Origin of the sequence: Serratia sp. YC16 (assembly GCF_009707615.1) — a bacterium.
Classification (GTDB): domain Bacteria; phylum Pseudomonadota; class Gammaproteobacteria; order Enterobacterales; family Enterobacteriaceae; genus Serratia; species Serratia surfactantfaciens.
This window is the reverse complement of sequence record NZ_WLYN01000003.1, coordinates 91065-111779: the sequence shown is the minus strand read 5'-3', so window position 1 is coordinate 111779 and position 20715 is coordinate 91065. Positions and strand designations below refer to the sequence as shown.

Annotated in this window: 22 protein-coding genes; 10 read left to right on the top strand and 12 right to left on the bottom strand. The window is 61.3% G+C overall.

Annotation, left to right across the window (positions count from 1 at the left end; genetic code table 11):
- The first annotated feature begins 10 nt into the window (after positions 1 to 10).
- A complete protein-coding gene (gene ftsZ, locus GKN89_RS12420; RefSeq protein ID WP_004932757.1) occupies positions 11 to 1165 on the top strand; it encodes a cell division protein FtsZ in 1155 nt (384 codons plus the stop codon).
- A gap of 103 nt (positions 1166 to 1268) precedes the next feature.
- Positions 1269 to 2186 (top strand): UDP-3-O-acyl-N-acetylglucosamine deacetylase, encoded by a 918-nt coding sequence (gene lpxC / locus GKN89_RS12415; RefSeq protein WP_025159644.1) that lies wholly within the window; start codon positions 1269 to 1271, stop codon positions 2184 to 2186.
- A gap of 113 nt (positions 2187 to 2299) precedes the next feature.
- Here the strand turns inward: lpxC and GKN89_RS12410 are convergent, their stop codons facing one another.
- Entirely contained in the window at positions 2300 to 2815 is a 516-nt protein-coding gene (locus GKN89_RS12410) for a DUF721 domain-containing protein (protein WP_019455076.1), read from the bottom strand.
- 26 nt (positions 2816 to 2841) lie between these two features.
- On the opposite strand from GKN89_RS12410, the gene secM reads away from it, so the two are divergent.
- The 3 genes from secM to mutT all read left to right on the top strand — a co-directional run bounded on the left by secM (position 2842) and on the right by mutT (position 6648).
- Positions 2842 to 3372, top strand: a complete 531-nt coding sequence (gene secM, locus GKN89_RS12405) for a secA translation cis-regulator SecM (protein WP_043128869.1) — start codon at positions 2842 to 2844, stop codon at positions 3370 to 3372.
- 82 nt (positions 3373 to 3454) lie between these two features.
- Positions 3455 to 6163: a preprotein translocase subunit SecA gene (secA, locus tag GKN89_RS12400; protein WP_154747109.1), complete on the top strand. Its 2709-nt coding sequence runs from the start codon at positions 3455 to 3457 to the stop codon at positions 6161 to 6163.
- An 80-nt stretch (positions 6164 to 6243) separates the two neighbouring features.
- Positions 6244 to 6648 (top strand): 8-oxo-dGTP diphosphatase MutT, encoded by a 405-nt coding sequence (mutT, locus tag GKN89_RS12395; RefSeq protein ID WP_154747108.1) that lies wholly within the window; start codon positions 6244 to 6246, stop codon positions 6646 to 6648.
- Between the two features lie 39 nt (positions 6649 to 6687).
- On the opposite strand, the gene yacG is transcribed toward mutT, so the two are convergent.
- Genes yacG through coaE form a run of 3 tightly spaced genes read right to left on the bottom strand, consistent with a single transcriptional unit; the run spans position 6688 to position 8303 of the window.
- Positions 6688 to 6879: a DNA gyrase inhibitor YacG gene (gene yacG / locus GKN89_RS12390; protein WP_019455080.1), complete on the bottom strand. Its 192-nt coding sequence runs from the start codon at positions 6877 to 6879 to the stop codon at positions 6688 to 6690.
- A 51-nt stretch (positions 6880 to 6930) separates the two neighbouring features.
- Positions 6931 to 7683, bottom strand: a complete 753-nt coding sequence (gene zapD, locus GKN89_RS12385; protein ID WP_019455081.1) for a cell division protein ZapD — start codon at positions 7681 to 7683, stop codon at positions 6931 to 6933.
- Between the two features lie 5 nt (positions 7684 to 7688).
- Positions 7689 to 8303, bottom strand: a complete 615-nt coding sequence (gene coaE, locus GKN89_RS12380; protein WP_154747107.1) for a dephospho-CoA kinase — start codon at positions 8301 to 8303, stop codon at positions 7689 to 7691.
- Positions 8304 to 8654: 351 nt separating this feature from the next.
- Between coaE and GKN89_RS12375 the strand changes: the two genes are divergently transcribed.
- A complete protein-coding gene (locus tag GKN89_RS12375) occupies positions 8655 to 9698 on the top strand; it encodes a GMP reductase (RefSeq protein WP_015376656.1) in 1044 nt (347 codons plus the stop codon).
- Positions 9699 to 9750: 52 nt separating this feature from the next.
- Here the strand turns inward: GKN89_RS12375 and hofC are convergent, their stop codons facing one another.
- From hofC to nadC, 4 genes are all read right to left on the bottom strand, one after another.
- Positions 9751 to 10950 (bottom strand): protein transport protein HofC, encoded by a 1200-nt coding sequence (hofC, locus tag GKN89_RS12370; RefSeq protein WP_154747106.1) that lies wholly within the window; start codon positions 10948 to 10950, stop codon positions 9751 to 9753.
- Positions 10947 to 12389: a type II secretion system protein GspE gene (gspE, locus tag GKN89_RS12365; RefSeq protein WP_154747105.1), complete on the bottom strand. Its 1443-nt coding sequence runs from the start codon at positions 12387 to 12389 to the stop codon at positions 10947 to 10949. The genes hofC and gspE overlap by 4 nt, the downstream gene beginning before the upstream one ends.
- A gap of 5 nt (positions 12390 to 12394) precedes the next feature.
- Positions 12395 to 12832: a prepilin peptidase-dependent pilin gene (ppdD, locus tag GKN89_RS12360; protein ID WP_154747104.1), complete on the bottom strand. Its 438-nt coding sequence runs from the start codon at positions 12830 to 12832 to the stop codon at positions 12395 to 12397.
- Positions 12833 to 13022: 190 nt separating this feature from the next.
- Positions 13023 to 13913 (bottom strand): carboxylating nicotinate-nucleotide diphosphorylase, encoded by an 891-nt coding sequence (gene nadC / locus GKN89_RS12355; protein ID WP_154747103.1) that lies wholly within the window; start codon positions 13911 to 13913, stop codon positions 13023 to 13025.
- Positions 13914 to 13997: 84 nt separating this feature from the next.
- Here nadC and ampD point away from each other — a divergent pair, with 84 nt between their 5' ends.
- Positions 13998 to 14594 (top strand): 1,6-anhydro-N-acetylmuramyl-L-alanine amidase AmpD, encoded by a 597-nt coding sequence (gene ampD / locus GKN89_RS12350; protein WP_154747102.1) that lies wholly within the window; start codon positions 13998 to 14000, stop codon positions 14592 to 14594.
- Positions 14594 to 15448 (top strand): beta-lactamase regulator AmpE, encoded by an 855-nt coding sequence (gene ampE, locus GKN89_RS12345; protein WP_063918164.1) that lies wholly within the window; start codon positions 14594 to 14596, stop codon positions 15446 to 15448. The genes ampD and ampE overlap by 1 nt, the downstream gene beginning before the upstream one ends.
- Positions 15449 to 15508: 60 nt before the next feature.
- On the opposite strand, the gene hemL is transcribed toward ampE, so the two are convergent.
- Positions 15509 to 16798: a glutamate-1-semialdehyde 2,1-aminomutase gene (hemL, locus tag GKN89_RS12340; RefSeq protein ID WP_154747101.1), complete on the bottom strand. Its 1290-nt coding sequence runs from the start codon at positions 16796 to 16798 to the stop codon at positions 15509 to 15511.
- Between the two features lie 174 nt (positions 16799 to 16972).
- Here hemL and clcA point away from each other — a divergent pair, with 174 nt between their 5' ends.
- Entirely contained in the window at positions 16973 to 18412 is a 1440-nt protein-coding gene (gene clcA, locus GKN89_RS12335) for a H(+)/Cl(-) exchange transporter ClcA (protein WP_154747100.1), read from the top strand.
- A gap of 89 nt (positions 18413 to 18501) precedes the next feature.
- Complete coding sequence (gene erpA / locus GKN89_RS12330; RefSeq protein WP_019455090.1) at positions 18502 to 18846, top strand: iron-sulfur cluster insertion protein ErpA; 345 nt, start codon at positions 18502 to 18504, stop codon at positions 18844 to 18846.
- Between the two features lie 56 nt (positions 18847 to 18902).
- Here erpA and GKN89_RS12325 read toward each other — a convergent pair whose 3' ends face one another.
- The 3 genes from GKN89_RS12325 to btuF all read right to left on the bottom strand — a co-directional run bounded on the left by GKN89_RS12325 (position 18903) and on the right by btuF (position 20707).
- Positions 18903 to 19136: a hypothetical protein gene (locus tag GKN89_RS12325; RefSeq protein WP_063918166.1), complete on the bottom strand. Its 234-nt coding sequence runs from the start codon at positions 19134 to 19136 to the stop codon at positions 18903 to 18905.
- A gap of 201 nt (positions 19137 to 19337) precedes the next feature.
- The gene (locus GKN89_RS12320; protein WP_019455092.1) at positions 19338 to 19952 is read right to left on the bottom strand and encodes a TRIC cation channel family protein; all 615 of its coding nucleotides are present in this window, start codon (positions 19950 to 19952) and stop codon (positions 19338 to 19340) included.
- Positions 19952 to 20707 carry a vitamin B12 ABC transporter substrate-binding protein BtuF gene (btuF, locus tag GKN89_RS12315; RefSeq protein WP_154747225.1) on the bottom strand — a complete coding sequence of 252 codons (756 nt, stop codon included), beginning with the start codon at positions 20705 to 20707 and terminating at the stop codon, positions 19952 to 19954. The genes GKN89_RS12320 and btuF overlap by 1 nt, the downstream gene beginning before the upstream one ends.
- Between the last annotated feature and the right edge of the window lie 8 nt (positions 20708 to 20715).

Genomic DNA, 20715 nt, shown 5'->3' with positions numbered 1-20715 from the left:
GAGAGAAACTATGTTTGAACCAATGGAACTAACCAATGACGCGGTGATTAAAGTCATCGGCGTCGGCGGCGGCGGTGGCAACGCCGTTGAACACATGGTGCGCGAGCGCATCGAAGGTGTTGAATTCTTCGCTGTGAACACGGACGCCCAGGCGCTCCGCAAAACGGCGGTTGGCCAAACCATCCAGATTGGTAGCGGTATTACCAAAGGTCTGGGTGCGGGCGCGAACCCTGAAGTGGGTCGCAATTCAGCGGAAGAAGACCGCGAAGCCCTGCGCGCAGCGCTGGACGGCGCAGACATGGTCTTCATCGCGGCCGGCATGGGCGGCGGTACCGGTACCGGTGCGGCGCCAGTGGTGGCTGAAGTGGCTAAAGATTTGGGTATTCTGACCGTGGCCGTGGTGACCAAGCCTTTCAACTTCGAAGGCAAAAAGCGCATGGCGTTCGCGGAGCAGGGTATCGCTGAACTGTCCAAACACGTGGACTCGCTGATCACCATCCCGAACGACAAACTGTTGAAAGTTCTGGGTCGTGGCATCTCTCTGCTGGACGCGTTCGGCGCGGCCAACGACGTGCTGAAAGGTGCGGTGCAGGGTATCGCCGAGCTGATCACCCGTCCGGGCCTGATGAACGTCGACTTCGCCGACGTGCGCACCGTGATGTCCGAAATGGGCTACGCGATGATGGGTTCCGGCGTCGCTTGCGGTGAAGACCGCGCCGAAGAAGCGGCCGAAATGGCGATCTCCAGCCCGCTGCTGGAAGACATCGATCTGTCTGGCGCGCGCGGCGTGCTGGTCAACATCACCGCCGGCTTCGACCTGCGTCTGGATGAGTTCGAAACCGTGGGTAACACCATCCGCGCGTTCGCCTCCGACAACGCGACCGTGGTTATCGGTACCTCGCTGGATCCGGAAATGAACGACGAACTGCGCGTCACCGTGGTGGCGACCGGTATCGGCATGGACAAGCGTCCTGAAATCACCCTGGTGACCAATAAGCAGGCCAGCCAGCCGGTGATGGATCACCGTTACCAGCAGCACGGTATGTCGCCTCTGCCGCAGGAAGTGAAACCTGCCGCCAAGGTGGTCAACGACCAAGCTGCGCAGCCGAATAAAGAGCCCGACTATCTTGATATTCCAGCCTTCCTGCGTAAACAGGCAGACTAAGAATATCCTGAGAATTTGGAATCTCCGCTCTTTGTGCTAAACTGTCCCGCCAGCCTTGCTGTATGCTTGGCTGGTAGGATGGATAACATTGCGAGATAAAACGATGATCAAACAAAGGACATTAAAACGTATTGTTCAGGCGACTGGTGTCGGTTTGCATACCGGCAAGAAAGTCACGCTGACAATGCGCCCAGCGCCGGCTAATACCGGGGTCATCTATCGTCGCACTGACTTGAATCCACCGGTTGATTTTCCGGCTGATGCAAAATCCGTGCGTGATACCATGCTCTGTACTTGCCTGGTGAATGAGCATGACGTGCGTATTTCGACCGTTGAGCACCTCAACGCCGCGCTGGCTGGGCTGGGCATCGACAACATCGTCATTGAAGTCGACGCCGCTGAAATCCCAATCATGGACGGCAGCGCCAGTCCGTTCGTGTTCTTGCTGCTGGATGCCGGCATCGAAGAACTGAACTCGGCGAAGAAATTCCTGCGTCTGAAAGAGACCGTGCGCGTTGAAGATGGCGACAAGTGGGCCGAGCTGTCCCCGCATAACGGGTTCCGCCTGGACTTCACCATCGACTTCAACCACCCGGCTATCGACGCCAGCTCTCAGCGCTATCGTCTCGATTTCTCGGCTGAGTCGTTCGTGCGTCAAATCAGCCGCGCGCGTACCTTCGGGTTCATGCGTGACATCGAATACCTGCAGTCCCGCGGTCTGGCCCTGGGCGGCAGCTTCGATTGCGCCATCGTGGTGGATGATTACCGCGTGCTGAACGAAGACGGTCTGCGTTTCGAAGACGAGTTCGTACGTCACAAAATGCTGGACGCCATCGGCGACCTGTTCATGTGCGGCCACAACATCATTGGCGCGTTCACCGCGTACAAGTCTGGCCACGCGTTGAACAACAAACTGCTGCAGGCCGTGCTGGCCAAGCAGGAAGCGTGGGAATACGTGACCTTCCAGGACGAAGCCGAAATGCCATTGGCATTCAAGGCGCCGTCTACCGTATTGGCGTAAGGTCTGAATTCCTCGCCTGCGAGTAACGGCAGGCGCATCCCCTGAGAGCCTGAGCATTCAGGCTCACGAGGGTGTGATGTCGGCTGCCCGATGTTTTGCAGTTGTGTCGCTGATTACTTATCACGACTGGTTGTGTTGGTACCCTCTCCGGCCAATGCAGCCAGCCGTTCCAATATCTTGCGCAGTTTCTCCGGGCTACGGCTCGCCAATCCCCTCAGCTCTTCTGCACTTTCCAGACTCAAATGGCGCATCGGCACGGGTTTTTCCGGCGCTTTTTCGGCGCTTTGCACTTGGTTGCTGCCTTTCGCCATCAAGGCCGGATTAATCCTGATGTCGATCGACGACAATGATGGTAGAATTTGCGCTCGTAGTGCAGACAGCAAAGCGGGTTGTTCGTAGCGCAAGCGCATCATCCAACTGGCATTTGCCGTTTCGAGCACTAAAATACCCTGTCGGAAATTCGCGACGCGGCACCAGGGATGCAGGGGAGCGGGCAACAGGCCCTTCACTGCACGGTTAAGCTTGAGCAGCGCCACCGCGCGTTGCTGGACGTTATGCAGCGGCCCTTTGCTGCCGGCAGACGCGTCGTCGAACAGGACATCTAATAATTGTGGACGGCTATCGCGCATAATGGGCTCCGGCGGATTATAAACTCGTGATCGGTATTCTAAATCGTTGGCGACAATTTGGCAGACGTTATTTCTGGCCCCATCTCCTGTTAGGGATGGTTGCGGCCACGCTTGGTGCGTCTTCCAATTTGTCCGGCGCTCCCGATCAGGCCGCACTGCCGAGCACATCGTCCAGCCTTAACCGGCAAAATTCGGCCAACGGCGCCTTCAACAGCCTGGCCCTGCTGCAGGACGCGCATCGCCGCCCTACCTTCAGCGTAGATTACTGGCAGCAGCATGCGCTGCGCACCGTCATTCGTCACCTCTCTTTCGCGCTGGCGCCGCAGGCGGTTTATGCGCGGGTGCAGGAGAGCGAAGCCGAAGCGGAACCCCCTTTGCAGGTGGCGCAACTGGCGCTGCTTTCTACTCTCAACGCGCTGCTGACGCACGAGCCGAAGCCGCCGACCATCATTCGTCACACACACCTTGAGGTGCTGCCAACGCTGGCGCGGCACCAGACCGGCCTGTGGGTGGCGCAGGTACAGGGCATTCGTGCCGGGCCTGCCGCGCTCGTCTGACTCCGCCCTTAGGGCACAAAAACCATAAATAATAGCAAGTTGACTGCCGTATTCGGCCGTCATGACAGAGATATCAAACATCATGTTAGTGAAATTATTAACCAAAGTTTTTGGTAGCCGTAACGATCGTACCCTGCGCCGCATGCGCAAAGTGGTTGAGCAGATCAACCGCATGGAACCGGACATGGAAAAACTGTCCGATGACGAGCTGAAAGCGAAAACCAACGAGTTCCGCGCGCGCCTGGAAAAGGGCGAGTCGCTGGAAAGCCTGATCCCCGAAGCCTTCGCCGTGGTGCGTGAGGCGAGCAAGCGCGTGTTCGGCATGCGCCACTTCGACGTGCAGCTGCTGGGCGGCATGGTGCTGAACGACCGCTGCATCGCCGAGATGCGCACCGGTGAAGGTAAAACCCTGACCGCGACGCTGCCGGCTTATCTGAACGCCCTGAGCGGCCGCGGCGTGCACGTCGTGACCGTCAACGACTACCTGGCGCAGCGCGACGCCGAAAACAACCGTCCGCTGTTCGAGTTCCTCGGCCTGAGCATCGGCATCAACCTGCCGGGCATGCCGGCGCCGGCCAAGCGCGAAGCTTACGCCGCCGACATCACCTACGGCACCAACAACGAATACGGCTTCGACTACCTGCGCGACAACATGGCGTTCAGCCCGGAAGAGCGCGTGCAGCGCAAACTGCACTATGCGCTGGTGGATGAGGTGGACTCCATCCTGATCGATGAAGCGCGTACGCCGCTGATCATCTCCGGCCCGGCCGAAGACAGCTCCGAGATGTACATCAAGGTCAACAAGCTGATCCCTAAACTGATCCGCCAGGAAAAAGAAGACTCCGACACCTTCAAGGGTGAAGGACACTTCTCGGTGGATGAAAAGGCGCGTCAGGTGCACCTGACCGAACGCGGCCTGATCCTGATCGAAGAGATGCTGGTGGAAGCCGGCATCATGGATGAAGGCGAGTCGCTGTACTCACCGACCAACATCATGCTGATGCACCACGTGACCGCCGCGCTGCGCGCCCACGTGCTGTTCACCCGCGACGTCGATTACATCGTGAAAGACGGCGAAGTGATCATCGTTGACGAACACACCGGCCGTACCATGCAGGGCCGCCGTTGGTCCGATGGTCTGCACCAGGCGGTGGAAGCCAAAGAAGGCGTGGAGATCCAGAACGAGAACCAGACGCTGGCTTCGATCACCTTCCAGAACTACTTCCGTCTGTACGAGAAGCTGGCCGGCATGACCGGTACCGCCGATACCGAAGCCTTCGAATTCAGCTCGATCTACAAGCTGGACACCATCGTGGTACCCACCAACCGTCCGATGATCCGTAAGGACATGCCGGATCTGGTGTACATGACCGAGAAAGAGAAGATCGGCGCCATCATCGAAGACATCCGCGAGCGCACCGCCAAAGGCCAGCCGGTGCTGGTGGGCACCATCTCAATCGAGAAATCCGAAGTGGTTTCCCATGAGCTGACCAAAGCGGGCATCGAGCACAAGGTGCTGAACGCCAAATTCCACGCCATGGAAGCGGACATCGTCGCCCAGGCCGGCCAGAGCGGCGCGGTGACCATCGCCACCAACATGGCGGGCCGTGGTACCGATATCGTGCTGGGCGGCAGCTGGCAGGCCGAAGTGGCGCTGCTGGAAGCGCCGACCGAAGAGCAGATCGAAGCCATCAAAGCCGCCTGGAAAGTGCGCCACGACGCGGTGCTGGCGGCGGGCGGCCTGCATATCATCGGTACCGAGCGCCATGAATCGCGCCGTATCGATAACCAGCTGCGCGGCCGTTCCGGTCGTCAGGGCGACGCCGGTTCATCCCGCTTCTACCTGTCGATGGAAGATGCCCTGATGCGCATCTTCGCCTCGGATCGCGTGTCCGGCATGATGCGTAAACTGGGTATGAAAGAAGGCGAAGCGATTGAGCACCCGTGGGTGACCAAGGCGATCGCCAACGCCCAGCGCAAGGTGGAGAGCCGCAACTTCGACATCCGTAAGCAACTGCTGGAGTACGACGACGTCGCCAACGATCAGCGTCGCGCCATCTACAGCCAGCGTAACGAATTGCTGGACGTGTCCGATGTGAGCGAAACCATCGCCAGCATCCGCGAGGACGTGTTCAAGAGCACCATCGACAACTACATCACACCGCAATCGCTGGAAGAAGAGTGGGACATTCAGGGGCTGGAAGAGCGCCTGAAGAACGACTTCGATCTGGATATGCCGATCGCACAATGGCTGGACAAAGAGCCGGAGCTGCACGAAGAAACGCTGCGCGAACGCATTCTGGAGAACGCCAAAGAGCAGTACCAGCGTAAGGAAGAAGTAGTCGGCAGCGAAATGATGCGCAACTTCGAGAAGGGCGTGATGCTGCAGACGCTGGACTCCCTGTGGAAAGAGCATCTGGCGGCGATGGACTACCTGCGTCAGGGCATCCACCTGCGTGGCTATGCGCAGAAGGATCCGAAGCAGGAGTACAAGCGTGAATCCTTCAACATGTTCGCCACCATGCTGGAATCGCTGAAATACGAAGTGATCAGCGTGCTGAGCAAGGTACAGGTGCGGATGCCGGAAGAGGTGGAGGCGCTGGAACAGCAGCGTCGTGAAGAGGCTGAGCGCCTGGCGCAGCACCAACAGCTGAGCCACCACGACGAAAATGCGCTGGTGACCGAAGATCCGAATGCCCCGGCGATCGCCGAGCGTAAAGTGGGCCGCAACGATCCTTGCCCATGCGGCTCCGGCAAGAAGTTCAAGCAGTGCCACGGCCGCCTGCAGTAATGCCGGCCGCGGTTAACCGATAACACCCAGGGGTTCAGCTTGCTGAGCCCCTATTTTTTGGCACCCATCAGGAGGGTGAGATGAAACATCTGAATATCGCCGTGGGCATTATCCGCAATGCTCAACAGGAGATCTTTATTACCCGCCGCGCCGCCAATGCGCACATGGCCGGTTTTTGGGAGTTTCCCGGCGGCAAGATCGAACAGGGTGAAACGCCTGAACAGGCGCTGAGCCGTGAGCTGCGTGAAGAGACCGGTATCGAAGCCGAGCGCGCCGAACTGCTGGAGGTGGTGGAGCATCGCTTCAGCGATCGCATCGTGACGCTGAATTTTTATCTGGTTGAGCGTTGGGCGGGCGAGCCGTTTGGCTGCGAGGGGCAACCGATGCGCTGGGTCAAACAGGCGGAGCTGCAAGAAGAAGAGTTCCCGGAAGCCAACGCCGGTATTATCCAACTGCTGGTGGCACAGGCGAACGCCGCGCAATAACAAGATTGGCCTGGCGGGCGCCAGGCCTTCAACCGGCGACTAGCGGTCGTCGAGTTCGCTCCAGTCTTCGCTTTCCGACAGATCGCTGTTGCTCGGAATACGCTTCTCTTCATCGGCCCATTCGCCAAGATCGATCAGCTGGCAGCGCTTGCTGCAAAACGGCCGGAACGGGCTGACATCGCCCCAAACCACGCCGGTGCCACAGGTTGGGCATTTCACTACGGTCGTCATAACGGTTCCTTACGCCTTCTGACAGTGCTGAGAAGGCTTTCTTTCACGGGTTCAACAACAGGCCAGTTCGAACGTCAGGCGTTCAGGCACCACGCCGTTTTCACTGTCCAGCGGCAGGAAACGGATGGCGTAACGCGTCTTGTGGCCGGAAATCTGCGGATAAAGCTGCGGCGCCAGATGGAGACGCAGACGCAGCAGATCCGCCCCTTCGGCGTTGTCCTGGAAAAAGCCGTTCAGGCTGATTTGGTTGCGGAACGGCCCGGATTGACGGATCAGATCCAACACCATGATCAACGCTTGATTCAGCGGCTCCAGCGATTGCAGCCAGGCGGCGACGTCGGCGTCGCGATCCTGCTGCGGCGCGTGCATCCACATGTGCAGGGTCGGCAGATCGAAGCTGCAGCAGCCGCCAGGGATGTTCAGCCGCTGGCGCACCAGGGCGATCAGCCGATCTTCACGCAGCGCTTGACCGAGGCGCGGTGCCGCCATCAGCGCTGATGAACGCGACTTCAGCTGGCCGCGCAGCTGATCGATCAGCGCCATATCCACGCCCGGCACATCGGCCCAGGCCAACAGTTTCTGCTGCTGACGTTCCAGCTCCTTGAGCAGTTCGGTGCGCACCTCGCCGCGCTCCAGTACGTCCAGCAAATCGGAGACGGTGCGGAAAAAGGTGAGGGCGATGGCGGTTTCACTCAGGGCACGTTGGCCGTGCAGCTGTTGCAGCAAAAATTCGATGCGCAGCCAGGTGCGCATCTTCTCGTTCAGCGGGTGTTCAAAGAGAACGGTTGGGGAAACATCACTCATGCAGTTTAATCCTGTTGGGGCGCTGTTGCCGCCAGTTCAAGGTAGCGACGATGCAGTGCGGCGACCCGTGGCTCTATCCCCTGAGCGGCGCCGCTGTTGTCAATAATGTCATCCGCCACGGCGAGGCGCTGCTGGCGCGTGGCCTGGGCGGCGAGAATGCTTTGCGCTTGCTCACGGGTGACGCCGTCGCGCGCGATGGTGCGAGCCAACTGGGTTTCGGCATCGACGTCGATCACCAGTACGCGATCGGCGCGATCCTGCAGGCCGTTTTCCACCAGCAGCGGCACCACCCACAGCGCGTAAGGGCTGGCGGCCTGCGCCAGCTGGCGCTGGGTTTCGCGGTGTATCAGCGGATGCAGCAGTTGGTTCAGCCAGGCTTTGTCATCGGGGTGGCTGAAAATGTGCTGGCGCAGCGCAGCGCGGTTCAATGAGCCGTCGGGCAGCAACATTTCATTACCAAATCGTTCGGCGATCGCGGCCAAAGCAGGGGTGCCCGGCTCGACGACCTGACGGGCGATCACGTCGGCATCGACGATGGTTGCGCCGTGGCGCGCGAAGGCGTTTGCGACGGTCGTTTTGCCGCTGCCTATGCCCCCGGTCAACGCAACAATGTAGGCCATGGTGTTAGGTGCATCCGATGTTCATAAAAAAATAATAGACGAATCATAAAGCGATCGCGCAGAAGTGCAAGTCGACAGGCGGCGGGCCTGCCAGGGCGGCGAGAAAAAGCGCAGCGGCACAGCAAAAATGAGCGGACAATCACACTGCGATTATGCAGGTAAATTTGTCGGATTGTAGCGTAAATAAAGGCGAATTCGCAGTCTTGTTCGGCGATTATTAGCGCGTATTATAACGTCACTGGAACTGGCATTAATCTCGCCACCGTCTTTCCGCGCCACTGGAAAGCCGTCGGGCAGAGGTGCGAATATCCTCCTTGCGATCCGTCGCCATTAACCAGGAAATCATGAGTCATGCGTATTGAAGAAGATTTGAAGTTAGGCTTTAAAGACGTGCTGATCCGCCCTAAGCGTTCCACGCTGAAAAGCCGTTCCGAAGTTGAACTGGAACGTCAGTTTACCTTCAAGCATTCAGGTTGCAGCTGGTCCGGCGTGCCGATTATCGCCGCCAACATGGACACGGTAGGCACCTTCCGCATGGCCGAGGCCCTGGCTTCTTTCGACGTTCTCACCGCCGTACACAAACATTACAGCGTCGAGCAATGGGCTGACTTCGTGCAGCGCATGCCGGAATCGGTGCTGCGCCACGTGATGGTGTCCACCGGCACCTCCGAAGCCGATTTCGCCAAAATGCAGCAAATCCTGGCGCTGTCTCCGGCGCTGAAATTCATCTGTATCGACGTGGCCAACGGCTATTCAGAGCATTTTGTCGCCTTCCTGCAAAAAGCGCGCGAAGCCTGTCCGAATCACGTGATCTGCGCCGGCAACGTGGTGACCGGCGAGATGGTGGAGGAGCTTATCCTTTCCGGCGCCGACATCGTTAAGGTCGGCATCGGCCCGGGTTCAGTATGCACCACTCGCGTGAAAACCGGCGTGGGTTACCCACAGCTGTCGGCGGTGATCGAATGCGCCGACGCGGCCCATGGGCTGGGCGGCCAAATCGTCAGCGACGGCGGCTGCTCGGTGCCGGGCGATGTCGCCAAAGCCTTCGGCGGCGGCGCGGACTTCGTGATGCTGGGCGGCATGCTGGCCGGCCACGACGAGTGCGAAGGCACCGTGGTGGAAGAGAACGGCGAGAAGTTCATGCTGTTCTACGGCATGAGCTCTGAGTCGGCGATGAAGCGCCACGTCGGCGGCGTAGCGGAGTATCGCGCGGCCGAAGGCAAAACCGTCAAGCTGCCGCTGCGCGGCGAGGTGGAGTTCACCGTGCGCGATATCTTGGGCGGCCTGCGTTCCGCCTGCACCTACGTCGGCGCCGAGCGTCTGAAAGAGCTGACCAAGCGCACCACCTTTATCCGCGTGGCGGAGCAGGAAAACCGCGTCTTCGGCAGCAAATAAGCCGCACCTTGCATTCGGGCGCCGCGCACCACGGTGCCCGCTATCCTCTTCTTTATCCCAACACGCTGCCCAGTTGAAAGATTGGCAGGTACATGGCGATCACCAAAGCGCCGACAATGCCGCCCACCACCAGCATCAGCAGCGGCTCCAGCGTTTGCGCCAGCGTATCGGCCAACTCGTGAGTCTGCCGTTCATACCACTGCGCCAGTTTATCCAACAAGGCGTCCAGCGAACCGGACTCCTCGCCCACTCGCACCAACTGCCGACACAGCGGTGGAAACAGCGGTTGCAGGCCCAGGGCATGATGAAACGCTTCGCCTTCGGCGATCTGGCGCTGCACCTGTTCCAGCGCCTGCCGGTACAGCAGGTGGTCTGCCGCCAGCGCCGCTGCGTTCAAGCCTTCTACCAGCGTCAGCCCTGCGAGTTGGGTCATGGTCAGGATGCGAAAGGTTTGGCTCAGTGCGCCGCCGCTCACCAGCCGGGCGAGCAGCGGCAGCTTCAGCAAGGCCGCCTGTTCACGCCGGCGCCACGGCGGGCGCGGATGCAGCCAGCGACAATAGCCGAACAGCAACGCGCCCAGCAGCAGCGCCAGATAGGGGCCGACGGCGATCAGTTGCGCAGACAACGCCAATAGCCCCAGGGTAAACCAGGGTAGCGGCGCATCGAACGACTGATAAACCTTGGCGAATTCCGGCAGCACCAACACCAGCATCAGCACGCTGACCAGCAGTGCCACTGCGCAGATGAACAGCGGATAACGCAGCGCTTTGGTCACTTTGCGGCGCAGCAACAGCTGAGCTTCCTGCTGCTGTGCCAGCTGCAGACAGCAGCCATCGAGGTTACCGGTCAGTTCACCGATGGCGATCAGCTGGCGATAGATAAGCGGAAAAATCCCCGGTTGTTCGGCGAGGGTTTCGGAAAGCGGTTGCCCTTCTCGCACCTGTTCCGTCAACTGGCGCAACAGGCAGCGCCAGGCTGCCGAGGGATGTTCTGCCGCCAGCAGCCGCAGCGCATCGACCAGCGGTAACCCGGCCTGCAGCAGAGTGGCGAGCTGGCGGGTGAAGTGGATTAAGGGCTCTCCGCGCCACTGGCCGGGCGGGACGCGTTTGCCGTGCCCAATCCACCAAGGTTGTAGGCCTTGTTCGATCAGCCACTGGCTCACCTGGCGTTTTTCATCACTCATCAGTTCGCCACGGCGTAAGGCGCCCTGAGCGTCGAGAGCCTGCCAAAGGAACAGCCGGCGCGCTTTCATGGCGCGATTGCGCCGGGCTGGACGACGTCGATCACGCGGTACAGTTCTTCCAGTGAAGTCGTGCCTTCGGTGGCCAGCGCCAGACCCGCCTGCAGCAGCGAAAGCTGCCCCTGCTCGCGGGCGATATCCGCCAGCAGAAGAGGGGTGGCGTTCGCCAGCAAGGCCGCCTGTATTTCCGGCGTAATGGCCAGCAGCTCATACACGCCGATGCGACCATAGTAACCACCGAAGCAGTGCTCACAGCCATCGGCGCGCCAGGCGGTCAGCGGTTCCGGCCAGATCGAGGCGGGAAAATGCGCCGGCTGGCTGTGCGGGTAGCGACAGTGGCGACACAGCCTGCGTACCAGCCGCTGCGCGACGACCAGCTTCAGGCAGCCGGCGAGCAGGTAGCCGGGGATCCCCATATGCATCAGCCGCGTCAGGGTTTCAGCCGTGGAGTTGGTATGCAGCGTCGACAGTACCAGGTGGCCGGTTTGTGCGGCCTTGACCGCGATCTCGGCAGTTTCCGCATCGCGGATCTCTCCGATCATGATGACATCCGGATCCTGGCGCAGCAGGGCGCGCAGCACCCTGGCGAAGCTCAGATCCGTTTTGGCGTTGATCTGGGTCTGATTGACGCCGAACAGCGGGATCTCGACCGGATCTTCGACGCTGCACAGGTTGCTTTGCGCATCGTTCAACTGGCGCAGCCCGCTGTACAGCGTTACCGTCTTGCCGCTGCCGGTTGGGCCGGTCACCAGGATCAAACCTTGCGGGCAGGCTAACGCCGCCGCGTAGCGCGCCAGATCCACCCGACTCATGCCCAGTTGATCCAGCGGCAGATCCTGTTGCTCGCCCTGTTGAACGCGCAGCACCACCTTCTCGCCATGCAACGTCGGCAGGGTGGCGATGCGCATGGCATAGCGCGCACCGTCCAGCGTCAGGCTGAGCTGCCCGTCCTGAGGCTGCCGGCGTTCGGCGATATCTAACTGGCCGAGGATCTTCAGCCGGGCGATAAGGCGCGTGGTCAGCTGCGGCGGCGGTGAGGCGAAGGTTTGCAGCACGCCGTCGATGCGCAGGCGCAGGCGAAAATGCTGCCGAAAGGGTTCGAAGTGGATGTCCGAAGCGCGGCGTTGGATGGCCAGGCGCAGCGTCTGGTTGATGAACTGTACTACCGGCGCATCGCCGTCGTCGGCGTAGGCGATGTCGGCGGCGTCCTCTTCGGCCGCCAGCGGCGCCGGGAGCGGCTCCTGGCGTTGGTTCAGCGCCAGCTCAAGCCTGGCCGCCGGCCATTGTTCCAGGTGGATGCGTTTGCCGGTAGCGAAGCGCAGCGCCGCCAGCAATCCTTGCGGCGCTTCTTCGCTGAGCGCGACCGTCAGGGTGGTCGGGTCTTCGTTCAGCGCCAGCGCCTGATAGCGCTGGCACAGGGCGTGAACTTCCTCGCTGATTTGTGCGCTCATCGCCGTTACTCCGCTGCATTATCGAAGCGGAAGACTTCCTGGCACACCTCAACCAGCGTGGCGTTTTCGCTGCTGCATAGCCGGCTCCAGCGGGTCAGCCCTTCGGCGTTCGCTGTGGGGGTTAACGCCACCGCCAGCCCCTGCAGCGTCTGAGCGCCGGTCAGCGTGATCACGCCTTTGACGACCTTCACCCCGCTGACGTAACGCGATGCGCCGCCGGTGGGAATGCCTTTGCTGCCGGCTTCGCAGCCGGCGGGGGCGCCTTCATCCAGCACGCACAGCTCAACCGCCAGCTTATACGGCGCCATGGTTTGCAACATGTCGGTCATCGCCGCTTTCTGAATGTAGCGCTGGTAGGCGGGAATGCCGATGGCGCTGAGGATGGCGATGATGGCGATCACCACCATCAGTTCTATCAGGGTAAAGCCGCGTTGCGTTTCCATACGTTGTTTCCTCCATTGGGGTGTGGAAGGCAACGGTAGCGGCTTGCTTGGGGGCGCGGCGAGGGGCTTTTGCGCGTTTCTCGGCGCGCTTCCATCAGTAATGATGTTGTTTGCAGCGGTAAATAAAACAGTGCGAGGGGGTTCGCAATTTTACGGTAACGCCCCCGACAGCGGCCGGGGGCGAGGGGGATCACTTGAAGCGCATCGACAGATCGAGTGCGGTGATGTGCTTGGTCAGCGCGCCGACCGAAATGTAATCCACACCGGTTTCGGCGAAGGTGCGCAGCGTCTCGCTGGTGACGTTGCCGGACACTTCCAGCTGGGCGCGCCCCTGGGTCTGGGCGACCGCCTGGCGCATCATCTCGACGCTGAAGTTGTCCAGCATGATGATGTCGGCGCCGGCATCCAGCGCCTGCTGCAGTTCATCGAGCGATTCGACCTCCACTTCCACCGGCACATCGGCGTGCAGCCAGAAGGCTTTTTCCACCGCGTTCTTGATAGAACCGGAGGCGATGATGTGATTTTCCTTGATCAGGAAGGCGTCGGAGAGCCCGAGCCGGTGGTTGCTGCCGCCACCGCACAGCACGGCGTATTTCAGCGCGGTGCGCAGGCCGGGCAGGGTCTTGCGGGTATCGAGCAGGCGAGTCCGGGTGCCTTCCAGCAGGGCCACATAGCGGCTGACCTCGGTTGCCACGCCGGAGAGCGTCTGCACGAAGTTCAGCGCGGTGCGCTCGCCGGTCAGCATCACTCGCGCGGGGCCGCGCAGCCGGCAAAGCGGCTGGTTTGGTGTCAGACGATCGCCGTCCGCCACCAGCCACTCCACCTGCACCTGATTGCCCAGTTGAATAAAGACCTCATTCAGCCAACGGCGGCCGCAGAACACACCGGCTTCGCGGGTGATGACGGTGGCTTCGGCCTGCTTGTCAGCCGGTAACAATTGCGCGGTAATATCGCGCCCGGCGTCGACTTCACCCCCCAGGTCTTCGCGCAGCGCCTGGTCGACGGCATAGGGAATATCACTTTCAATTCGTTCAAGAAGCTCGGTGCGGCGACTGTCGGCACTGTAGCGGCGTGTCGGCATGGAAAACTCCGAAATGGACGGTTAGATCGTAGGGGAACATGCTACTCTGTTGCAGGAATAAGTACCACCGCAGAGAGGTGTCTGATGCAGTTGGAAAATGGCTGGATTGTCGGGGCGACGCGAGTGGTCTCGCCGCACTGCGATCGTCGCCCGGATGACGAGCTCCCCTCGCTGCTGGTCATCCACAATATCAGCCTGCCGCCCGGCGAGTTCGGCGGCCCCTATATCGACCAGCTGTTCACCGGCACGCTCGATCCCGCGCAGCATCCTTATTTTGCTGAAATCCATCAGCTGCGGGTGTCGGCGCACTGTCTGATCCGCCGCGACGGGGCGATCGTGCAGTATGTGCCCTTCGACCAGCGCGCCTGGCACGCGGGCGTGTCCCTGTATCAGGGGCGCGATCGGTGCAACGATTTCTCCATCGGCATCGAGCTGGAAGGCACCGATCGGCTGCCCTACACCGAGGCGCAATATCGCGCGCTGCAGGCGGTCACCGCGCTGCTGGCCGAACATTATCCGCCGCTGGCGGAAAATATCGTCGGGCATTGCGATATCGCGCCCGGGCGCAAGACTGATCCCGGGCCGGCGTTCGATTGGGATCGCTATCTGGCATCTCTGGAACAACGCGGCGCGCCCGCCGACGCTATGCTTGAGACAAGAAAAAGGGAGAGGAATCGCTAATGACGCTGTTTACGCTGTTGCTGGTTTTGGCCTGGGAGCGCCTGTTTAAGCTGGGTGAACACTGGCAGCTGGATCACCGTCTCGAAGTGGTGTTTCAGCGGCTGCATCGGGTTTCGCTGGCGCAGACGCTGGCGATGACGGCCGCCTGGATGGTGATCGTCTGGGGCATTCTGTGGTTGTCGCACGGGTTATTCTTCGGCGTGGTGACGCTGCTGCTGTGGATCGTCATCGATCTGCTGTGCGTCGGCGCCGGCATCAAGCGTAAACACTACCGGGCTTATCTGAAAGCAGCGCGGCAGGGGGATACTCACGCCAGCGATCAGATGGCGGAAGAGCTGGCGTTGATCCACGGCTTGCCGGTGGACTGCAGCGAAGAGCTGCGCCTGCGCGAGCTGCAAAATGCGCTGCTGTGGATCAACTTCCGTTATTACCTGGCGCCGCTGTTCTGGTTTGTGGTGTTTGGGCCTTATGGGCCGATAGCGCTGGCGGGGTATGCTTTCCTGCGCGCCTATCAAACCTGGCTGGCGCGCCACAATACACCGCTGGAGCGTTCGCAGTCGGGCATCGATCACCTGCTGAACTGGCTAGACTGGATCCCGGTGCGTTTAGCCGGGGCTGCCTATGCGCTGTTCGGCCACGGCGAGCGCGCGCTGCCGGCCTGGTTCGCTTCGTTGGGGGATCTGCACTCGTCGTCGTATCAGGTGTTAACGCGGCTGGCGCAGTTCTCGCTGGCGCGCGATCCGCATATGGATCCGGTGCAAACGCCACGGGCGGCGGTGACGCTGGCGCGCAAGGTGACGATGATCATCGTGGTGGTAGTGGCGCTGCTGACCATTTACGGCACGCTGCTTTAAGCCGCTGCGAAAAGCAAAACGGGCGCCGAGGCGCCCGTTTTTTTGGCCATTCGGCCGGGATTACAGCTTGGCGAAACAGCGACGCGCGGCGTCGATGGTGCGCTGGATGTCTTCCTTGCTGTGCGCCACGGACATAAAGCCCGCTTCGAAGGCGGACGGCGCCAGATACACCCCTTCTTCCAGCATCAGGTGGAAGAAGCGCTTGAAGCGCTCCACGTCGCACTGCATGACGTCCTGGTAGCAGGTGACCGCTGGCGCGTCGGTGAAGAACAGGCCGAACATGCCGCCGACGTTGTTGACCACCAACGGGATGCTCTCTTCCTGCGCCGCGTGCAGCAGGCCCGCGGCCAGCATTTCGGTCAGTTCGGTCAGCGTCTGGTGCACGCCGACCTGCGACACTTCGGTCAGGCAAGCGTAGCCCGCCGCCATGGCGATCGGGTTGCCGGACAGGGTGCCCGCCTGGTAGACCGGGCCGGTCGGCGCCAGCGCGTCCATCACCTCGCGACGGCCGCCGAAGGCGCCCACCGGCATGCCGCCGCCGATGATTTTGCCGAGGCAGGTCAGATCAGGCTCGACACCGTAATAGGATTGCGCGCCGGCCAGCGCCACGCGGAAGCCGGTCATCACTTCGTCGATGATCAGCAGCGCGCCGTATTTGTCGCACAGGGCGCGCAGGCCCGGCAGGAATTCCGGCAGCGGCGGCACGCAGTTCATGTTGCCGGCGACCGGCTCGACGATGATGCAGGCGATCTCGGACGGGTATTGCTCGAAGGCGGCGCGCACCGAGTCCAGATCGTTATAGGTGCAGGTCAGGGTGTGTTTGGCGAAATCGGCCGGCACGCCCGGTGAGTTCGGCTGGCCGAGGGTCAGTGCGCCGGAACCGGCTTTCACCAGCAGGCAGTCGGCATGGCCGTGGTAGCAGCCTTCGAACTTGATGATTTTATCGCGGTTGGTGTAGCCGCGCGCCAGACGAATAGCGCTCATGGTGGCTTCGGTGCCCGAGTTCACCATGCGCACCATATCCATGGTCGGCACCAGTTCGGTGACCAACTGCGCCATTTTGACTTCCATTTCGGTCGGCGCGCCAAAGCTCAGGCCGCGCTGCGCCGCTTCGATTACCGCGTCGCGGATAGCCGGGTGGTTGTGCCCCAGCACCATCGGCCCCCAGGAACCGACATAGTCGATATAGGCCTTGCCGTCGGCATCGAACAGGTAAGCCCCGTCTGCCCGCTCGATAAACAGCGGCACACCGCCCACGCCGGTGAATGCACGCACCGGAGAGTTCACCCCGCCGGGGATCAACTGTTGCGCCTGGGCGTACAGACTTTCGGACTTGCTGTGTAGGCTCATAAATCGGCTCCTGGATTCTCTTTTGAATGATTTGACCGCGCTATTCTAGAGGAGAGCGCCGCGTTATGAAACGATCACAGTCAGATACCATTAACGGCAGCGCCCGCCGCCGGGTTGGGGTAGAATAACCGCCTTGCCTATTTGTATTACAAATTACCTGACGAATCACTCGCGATGACTGAATCACAATCACAGCCTGCAGGGGCATTGAGCCCGCGTCTTAGCCGCAGCGATGCGGTGCGCCAGTTTATCCGCCGCGATAAAACGCCGGTGGCGATCCTGTTGATGGCCGCGCTGGTGGGAACGCTGGCCGGCTTGCTCGGCGTGGCCTTCGATAAAGCGGTGGAGTGGGTGCAGCAGCAGCGGCTGGCTTCACTGGCGCAGGTCGCCGACTCCTGGATCCTGGTGTGGCCGCTGGCGTTTATCCTGTCCGCCGCGCTGGCGGCGCTGGGTTATTACCTGGTGCGCCGCTTTGCGCCGGAAGCGGGCGGCTCGGGCATTCCGGAGATCGAAGGTGCGCTGGAGGAGCTGCGGCCGGTGCGCTGGTGGCGCGTGATCCCGGTGAAATTCATCGGCGGCATGGGCACGCTGGGGGCGGGCATGGTGCTGGGGCGCGAAGGGCCCACGGTGCAGATGGGCGGCAACGTCGGGCGCATGGTATTGGACATGCTGCGCATTCGCGGCGCCGAGGCGCGCCATTCGCTGCTGGCGACCGGGGCCGCCGCCGGCTTGTCCGCCGCGTTCAACGCGCCGCTGGCCGGCATCCTGTTCATCATCGAAGAGATGCGGCCGCAGTTTCGCTACAACCTGATCTCGATTAAAGCGGTATTCATCGGCGTTATCATGTCGAGCGTGGTGTTCCAGCTGTTTAACGGCCAGGGATCGGTGATCGAAGTCGGCAAGCTTTCTTCGGCGCCCATCAATACCCTGTGGCTCTATCTGGTGCTGGGGGCGATCTTCGGCGCGGTGGGCGTGGGATTCAACGCGTTGATCTTCCGCACCCAGGACATGTTTGCGCGCCTGCACGGCGGCAGAATGCGCAATGTCTTGCTGATGGGCGGGCTACTCGGCGGCGTGTGCGGCATTCTGGGGCTGATTCAGCCGGAGGCGGCGGGCGGCGGCTTTGGGCTGATCCCGATCGCCGCGGCGGGCAATTACAGCGTCGGCATGCTGATGTTTATCTTTATTACCCGTATCTTCACCACGCTGCTGTGCTTCGGTTCCGGCGCGCCGGGCGGCATCTTCGCGCCGATGCTGGCGTTGGGCACGCTGTTCGGCACCGCCTTCGGGCTGGCGGGGGCGCACCTGTTCCCGCAATACGGCATCGAGGCGGGCACCTTCGCCATCGCCGGCATGGGGGCATTGTTCGCCGCGACGGTGCGCGCCCCGCTGACCGGCATCGTGCTGGTGCTGGAAATGACCGACAACTACCAGCTGATTTTACCGATGATCATCACCTGCCTCGGCGCCACGGTGGTGGCGCAACTGCTCGGCGGCAAGCCGCTGTATTCGTCGATCCTGGCCCGCACGTTGCAAAAACAGGAGGCGCAGCTGGCGCGAGAAGCGGCGGAGAAAACAGGTAAGGAAAATACAACAAATGCGGTGAATACTTGAACGCAACACTCAGGTATCGGATAATCGTTAATATTAATCAGGCGGCCATAGTAGCGATCTGATGCTGAACAATGTTGGGAGTAAAGACTATGAGTGATGAAACGGCACTGCCCCTGCAATTTACCGAGGCAGCAGCAAACAAGGTGAAGTTCCTGATTGCTGACGAAGAAAACCCGAACCTGAAGTTGCGGGTTTACATTACCGGTGGCGGCTGCAGCGGATTCCAGTACGGCTTCACTTTTGACGACAAGGTCAACGATGGCGACATGACCATCGAGAAGCAGGGCGTAGCGCTGGTGGTCGATCCGATGAGCCTGCAGTATCTGGTGGGCGGTTCGGTGGACTACACCGAAGGGCTGGAAGGGTCGCGCTTCGTGGTGACCAACCCGAATGCCAAAACCACCTGCGGTTGCGGTTCTTCGTTCAGCATCTGAGTTCGCCTGTCAGAATATCAACCCGCTCGCCTGCCGGCCGGCGGGTTTTTTTATGTCTACCATTCCACCAGGATCACTTCCGCGCCGTTCTCCTGGGTCGGTGGGGTGCGGATGACCTTGGGCTGCGCCGCCGCATGGCTGCATTCGGCCTGTGGCGCAGCGGCTTCGAGGCGCACGGCGCATTGCGGTTCAATGGTCAGGGTAACGCCGATCTGGCCGCTGACGGCATCGGCATAGACGGCGCCACTCAGCAGAGCGCCACAGCAGGCAAGCAGAATTTTTTTCATCATTGCGGGAATAGCCATCCATAAGCAATCTTGTGATGACTTATCGGCAAAAAGTTAAAAAGTTTTAACAGCGCGGGGAAAGCCTTAACCTGAGGGTTACAGAATTTTACATCGTCACTACGCTATTTTTCGGGCGAAAATAATACCAACAAACACGTTTTTAGTCTAATAAATCACCAGGCCGCCGTCCCGAAGGACGACGGCTCAGCGTTCGAGGATAAAGGCGGGCAGTTTGAGATGCCAACGAATGGCCGCCAGCCGAATGGCCAGGGTGATGAGCATGCCCAGCATCATGGCCTGCTGCAGCGGCATACCGAAGGTATAAAACGCCGTGGCGTGCACGATGCCGCCGATGATGCAGGCGGTGGCGTAAATTTCGGTGCGCAGGATCATCGGGATCTCGCGCGCCAGCACGTCGCGGATAATGCCGCCGCCGACGCCGGTGATCACCCCCATGCAGATCGCCACCAGCGGGCCGGTGCCGGCCGCGAAGGCCTTGTTGACGCCGATGCCGACGAACACCGCCAGCCCGACGGCGTCCAGCACCGGCAGCACCCACTTCGGCAGGCGGCGCGGCTGGCGTACCAGCAGCAGCGTCAAGACGCAGGTGATCATCGCCACCACCAGGTCGGTGGGATCCTTGACCCAGAATACCGGGCCGTTGGCCAGCGCCATATCGCGGATGGTGCCGCCGCCGACCGCGGTGACCACGCCCAATACCAGCACGCCGAACGGATCCATGCGCAGCTTGCCGGCCAGCAGTACGCCGGAGACGGCGAACACCGCGGTGCCGAGAATATCCAGCCAGAACACCAACATCAGCGGATCTCCGCCAACTGGTGGCACAGCTGCTGCGCTGCCAACAGGATGCGCGGCCCGCCGCGATTGAACCAGTCTTCGTTCAGCGCGATCACCGGCACCTGCAGCTGCGGCGCCCAGAAGGCCTTCACATTGGCGGCCTCTTTTGCGCCGCCGGTGATGACGATGGCCTGCGGTTGACGCGCCAGCACCTGCTCGCGGCTGATCTGCGGCCAAGGGGTGCGGCTGTCGGCGAAGACGTTCTGCGCGCCGCACAGCGCCAGCACCTGGCTCTGCAGTGTGGCGCCGGAGCTGGTGAACAGCGGCTGGGTGCCGAACTGTAGCAGCACCCGCCGCGGCGGGTTGGCAGCGTACTGTTGTTTGAGAGCGGCGAACTGGCGGCGAAGGGCGTCTGCCGCCTGATGCGCCTGGTCCGGGTGCGGACTGTAGCGTGCCAGCTTGTCCAACAGGCCGGCGAGCCCTTCGAGATTGTCGGCGTCCGCATAGAAGATCGGGATGCCGAACGCGGCGAGCTGATCGAGCACGCGCTGCGGATTGCCGCCGCGCCAGGCGAGGATCAGGTCCGGCTTCAGCGCCAGCACCCGTTCCAGATTGATGCCCTGCCAGGAGGCCACCTGCTCCAGCCTGGCGGCCTGTGGCGGATAATCGGAATAGGCGCTCGCCGCCACCAAGACATCGCCCATGCCGGCGGCATAGGCGAGTTCGGTGGCGTTGGGCGCCAGGCTGATCACCCGCTGGGCGGCGCCGGCCGGCATGGCCAGCC

What these genes read in the sequence shown, in the direction of transcription:
- ftsZ (WP_004932757.1), top strand. Translation starts at nt 11, where the DNA reads ATGTTTGAACCAATGGAACTAACCAATGACGCGGTGATTAAAGTCATC.
- lpxC (WP_025159644.1), top strand. Translation starts at nt 1,269, where the DNA reads ATGATCAAACAAAGGACATTAAAACGTATTGTTCAGGCGACTGGTGTC.
- GKN89_RS12410 (WP_019455076.1), bottom strand. Translation starts at nt 2,815, where the DNA reads ATGCGCGATAGCCGTCCACAATTATTAGATGTCCTGTTCGACGACGCG.
- secA (WP_154747109.1), top strand. Translation starts at nt 3,455, where the DNA reads ATGTTAGTGAAATTATTAACCAAAGTTTTTGGTAGCCGTAACGATCGT.
- mutT (WP_154747108.1), top strand. Translation starts at nt 6,244, where the DNA reads ATGAAACATCTGAATATCGCCGTGGGCATTATCCGCAATGCTCAACAG.
- yacG (WP_019455080.1), bottom strand. Translation starts at nt 6,879, where the DNA reads ATGACGACCGTAGTGAAATGCCCAACCTGTGGCACCGGCGTGGTTTGG.
- zapD (WP_019455081.1), bottom strand. Translation starts at nt 7,683, where the DNA reads ATGAGTGATGTTTCCCCAACCGTTCTCTTTGAACACCCGCTGAACGAG.
- coaE (WP_154747107.1), bottom strand. Translation starts at nt 8,303, where the DNA reads ATGGCCTACATTGTTGCGTTGACCGGGGGCATAGGCAGCGGCAAAACG.
- GKN89_RS12375 (WP_015376656.1), top strand. Translation starts at nt 8,655, where the DNA reads ATGCGTATTGAAGAAGATTTGAAGTTAGGCTTTAAAGACGTGCTGATC.
- hofC (WP_154747106.1), bottom strand. Translation starts at nt 10,950, where the DNA reads ATGAAAGCGCGCCGGCTGTTCCTTTGGCAGGCTCTCGACGCTCAGGGC.
- gspE (WP_154747105.1), bottom strand. Translation starts at nt 12,389, where the DNA reads ATGAGCGCACAAATCAGCGAGGAAGTTCACGCCCTGTGCCAGCGCTAT.
- ppdD (WP_154747104.1), bottom strand. Translation starts at nt 12,832, where the DNA reads ATGGAAACGCAACGCGGCTTTACCCTGATAGAACTGATGGTGGTGATC.
- nadC (WP_154747103.1), bottom strand. Translation starts at nt 13,913, where the DNA reads ATGCCGACACGCCGCTACAGTGCCGACAGTCGCCGCACCGAGCTTCTT.
- ampD (WP_154747102.1), top strand. Translation starts at nt 13,998, where the DNA reads ATGCAGTTGGAAAATGGCTGGATTGTCGGGGCGACGCGAGTGGTCTCG.
- ampE (WP_063918164.1), top strand. Translation starts at nt 14,594, where the DNA reads ATGACGCTGTTTACGCTGTTGCTGGTTTTGGCCTGGGAGCGCCTGTTT.
- hemL (WP_154747101.1), bottom strand. Translation starts at nt 16,798, where the DNA reads ATGAGCCTACACAGCAAGTCCGAAAGTCTGTACGCCCAGGCGCAACAG.
- clcA (WP_154747100.1), top strand. Translation starts at nt 16,973, where the DNA reads ATGACTGAATCACAATCACAGCCTGCAGGGGCATTGAGCCCGCGTCTT.
- erpA (WP_019455090.1), top strand. Translation starts at nt 18,502, where the DNA reads ATGAGTGATGAAACGGCACTGCCCCTGCAATTTACCGAGGCAGCAGCA.
- GKN89_RS12325 (WP_063918166.1), bottom strand. Translation starts at nt 19,136, where the DNA reads ATGATGAAAAAAATTCTGCTTGCCTGCTGTGGCGCTCTGCTGAGTGGC.
- GKN89_RS12320 (WP_019455092.1), bottom strand. Translation starts at nt 19,952, where the DNA reads ATGTTGGTGTTCTGGCTGGATATTCTCGGCACCGCGGTGTTCGCCGTC.
- btuF (WP_154747225.1), bottom strand. Translation starts at nt 20,707, where the DNA reads ATGCCGGCCGGCGCCGCCCAGCGGGTGATCAGCCTGGCGCCCAACGCC.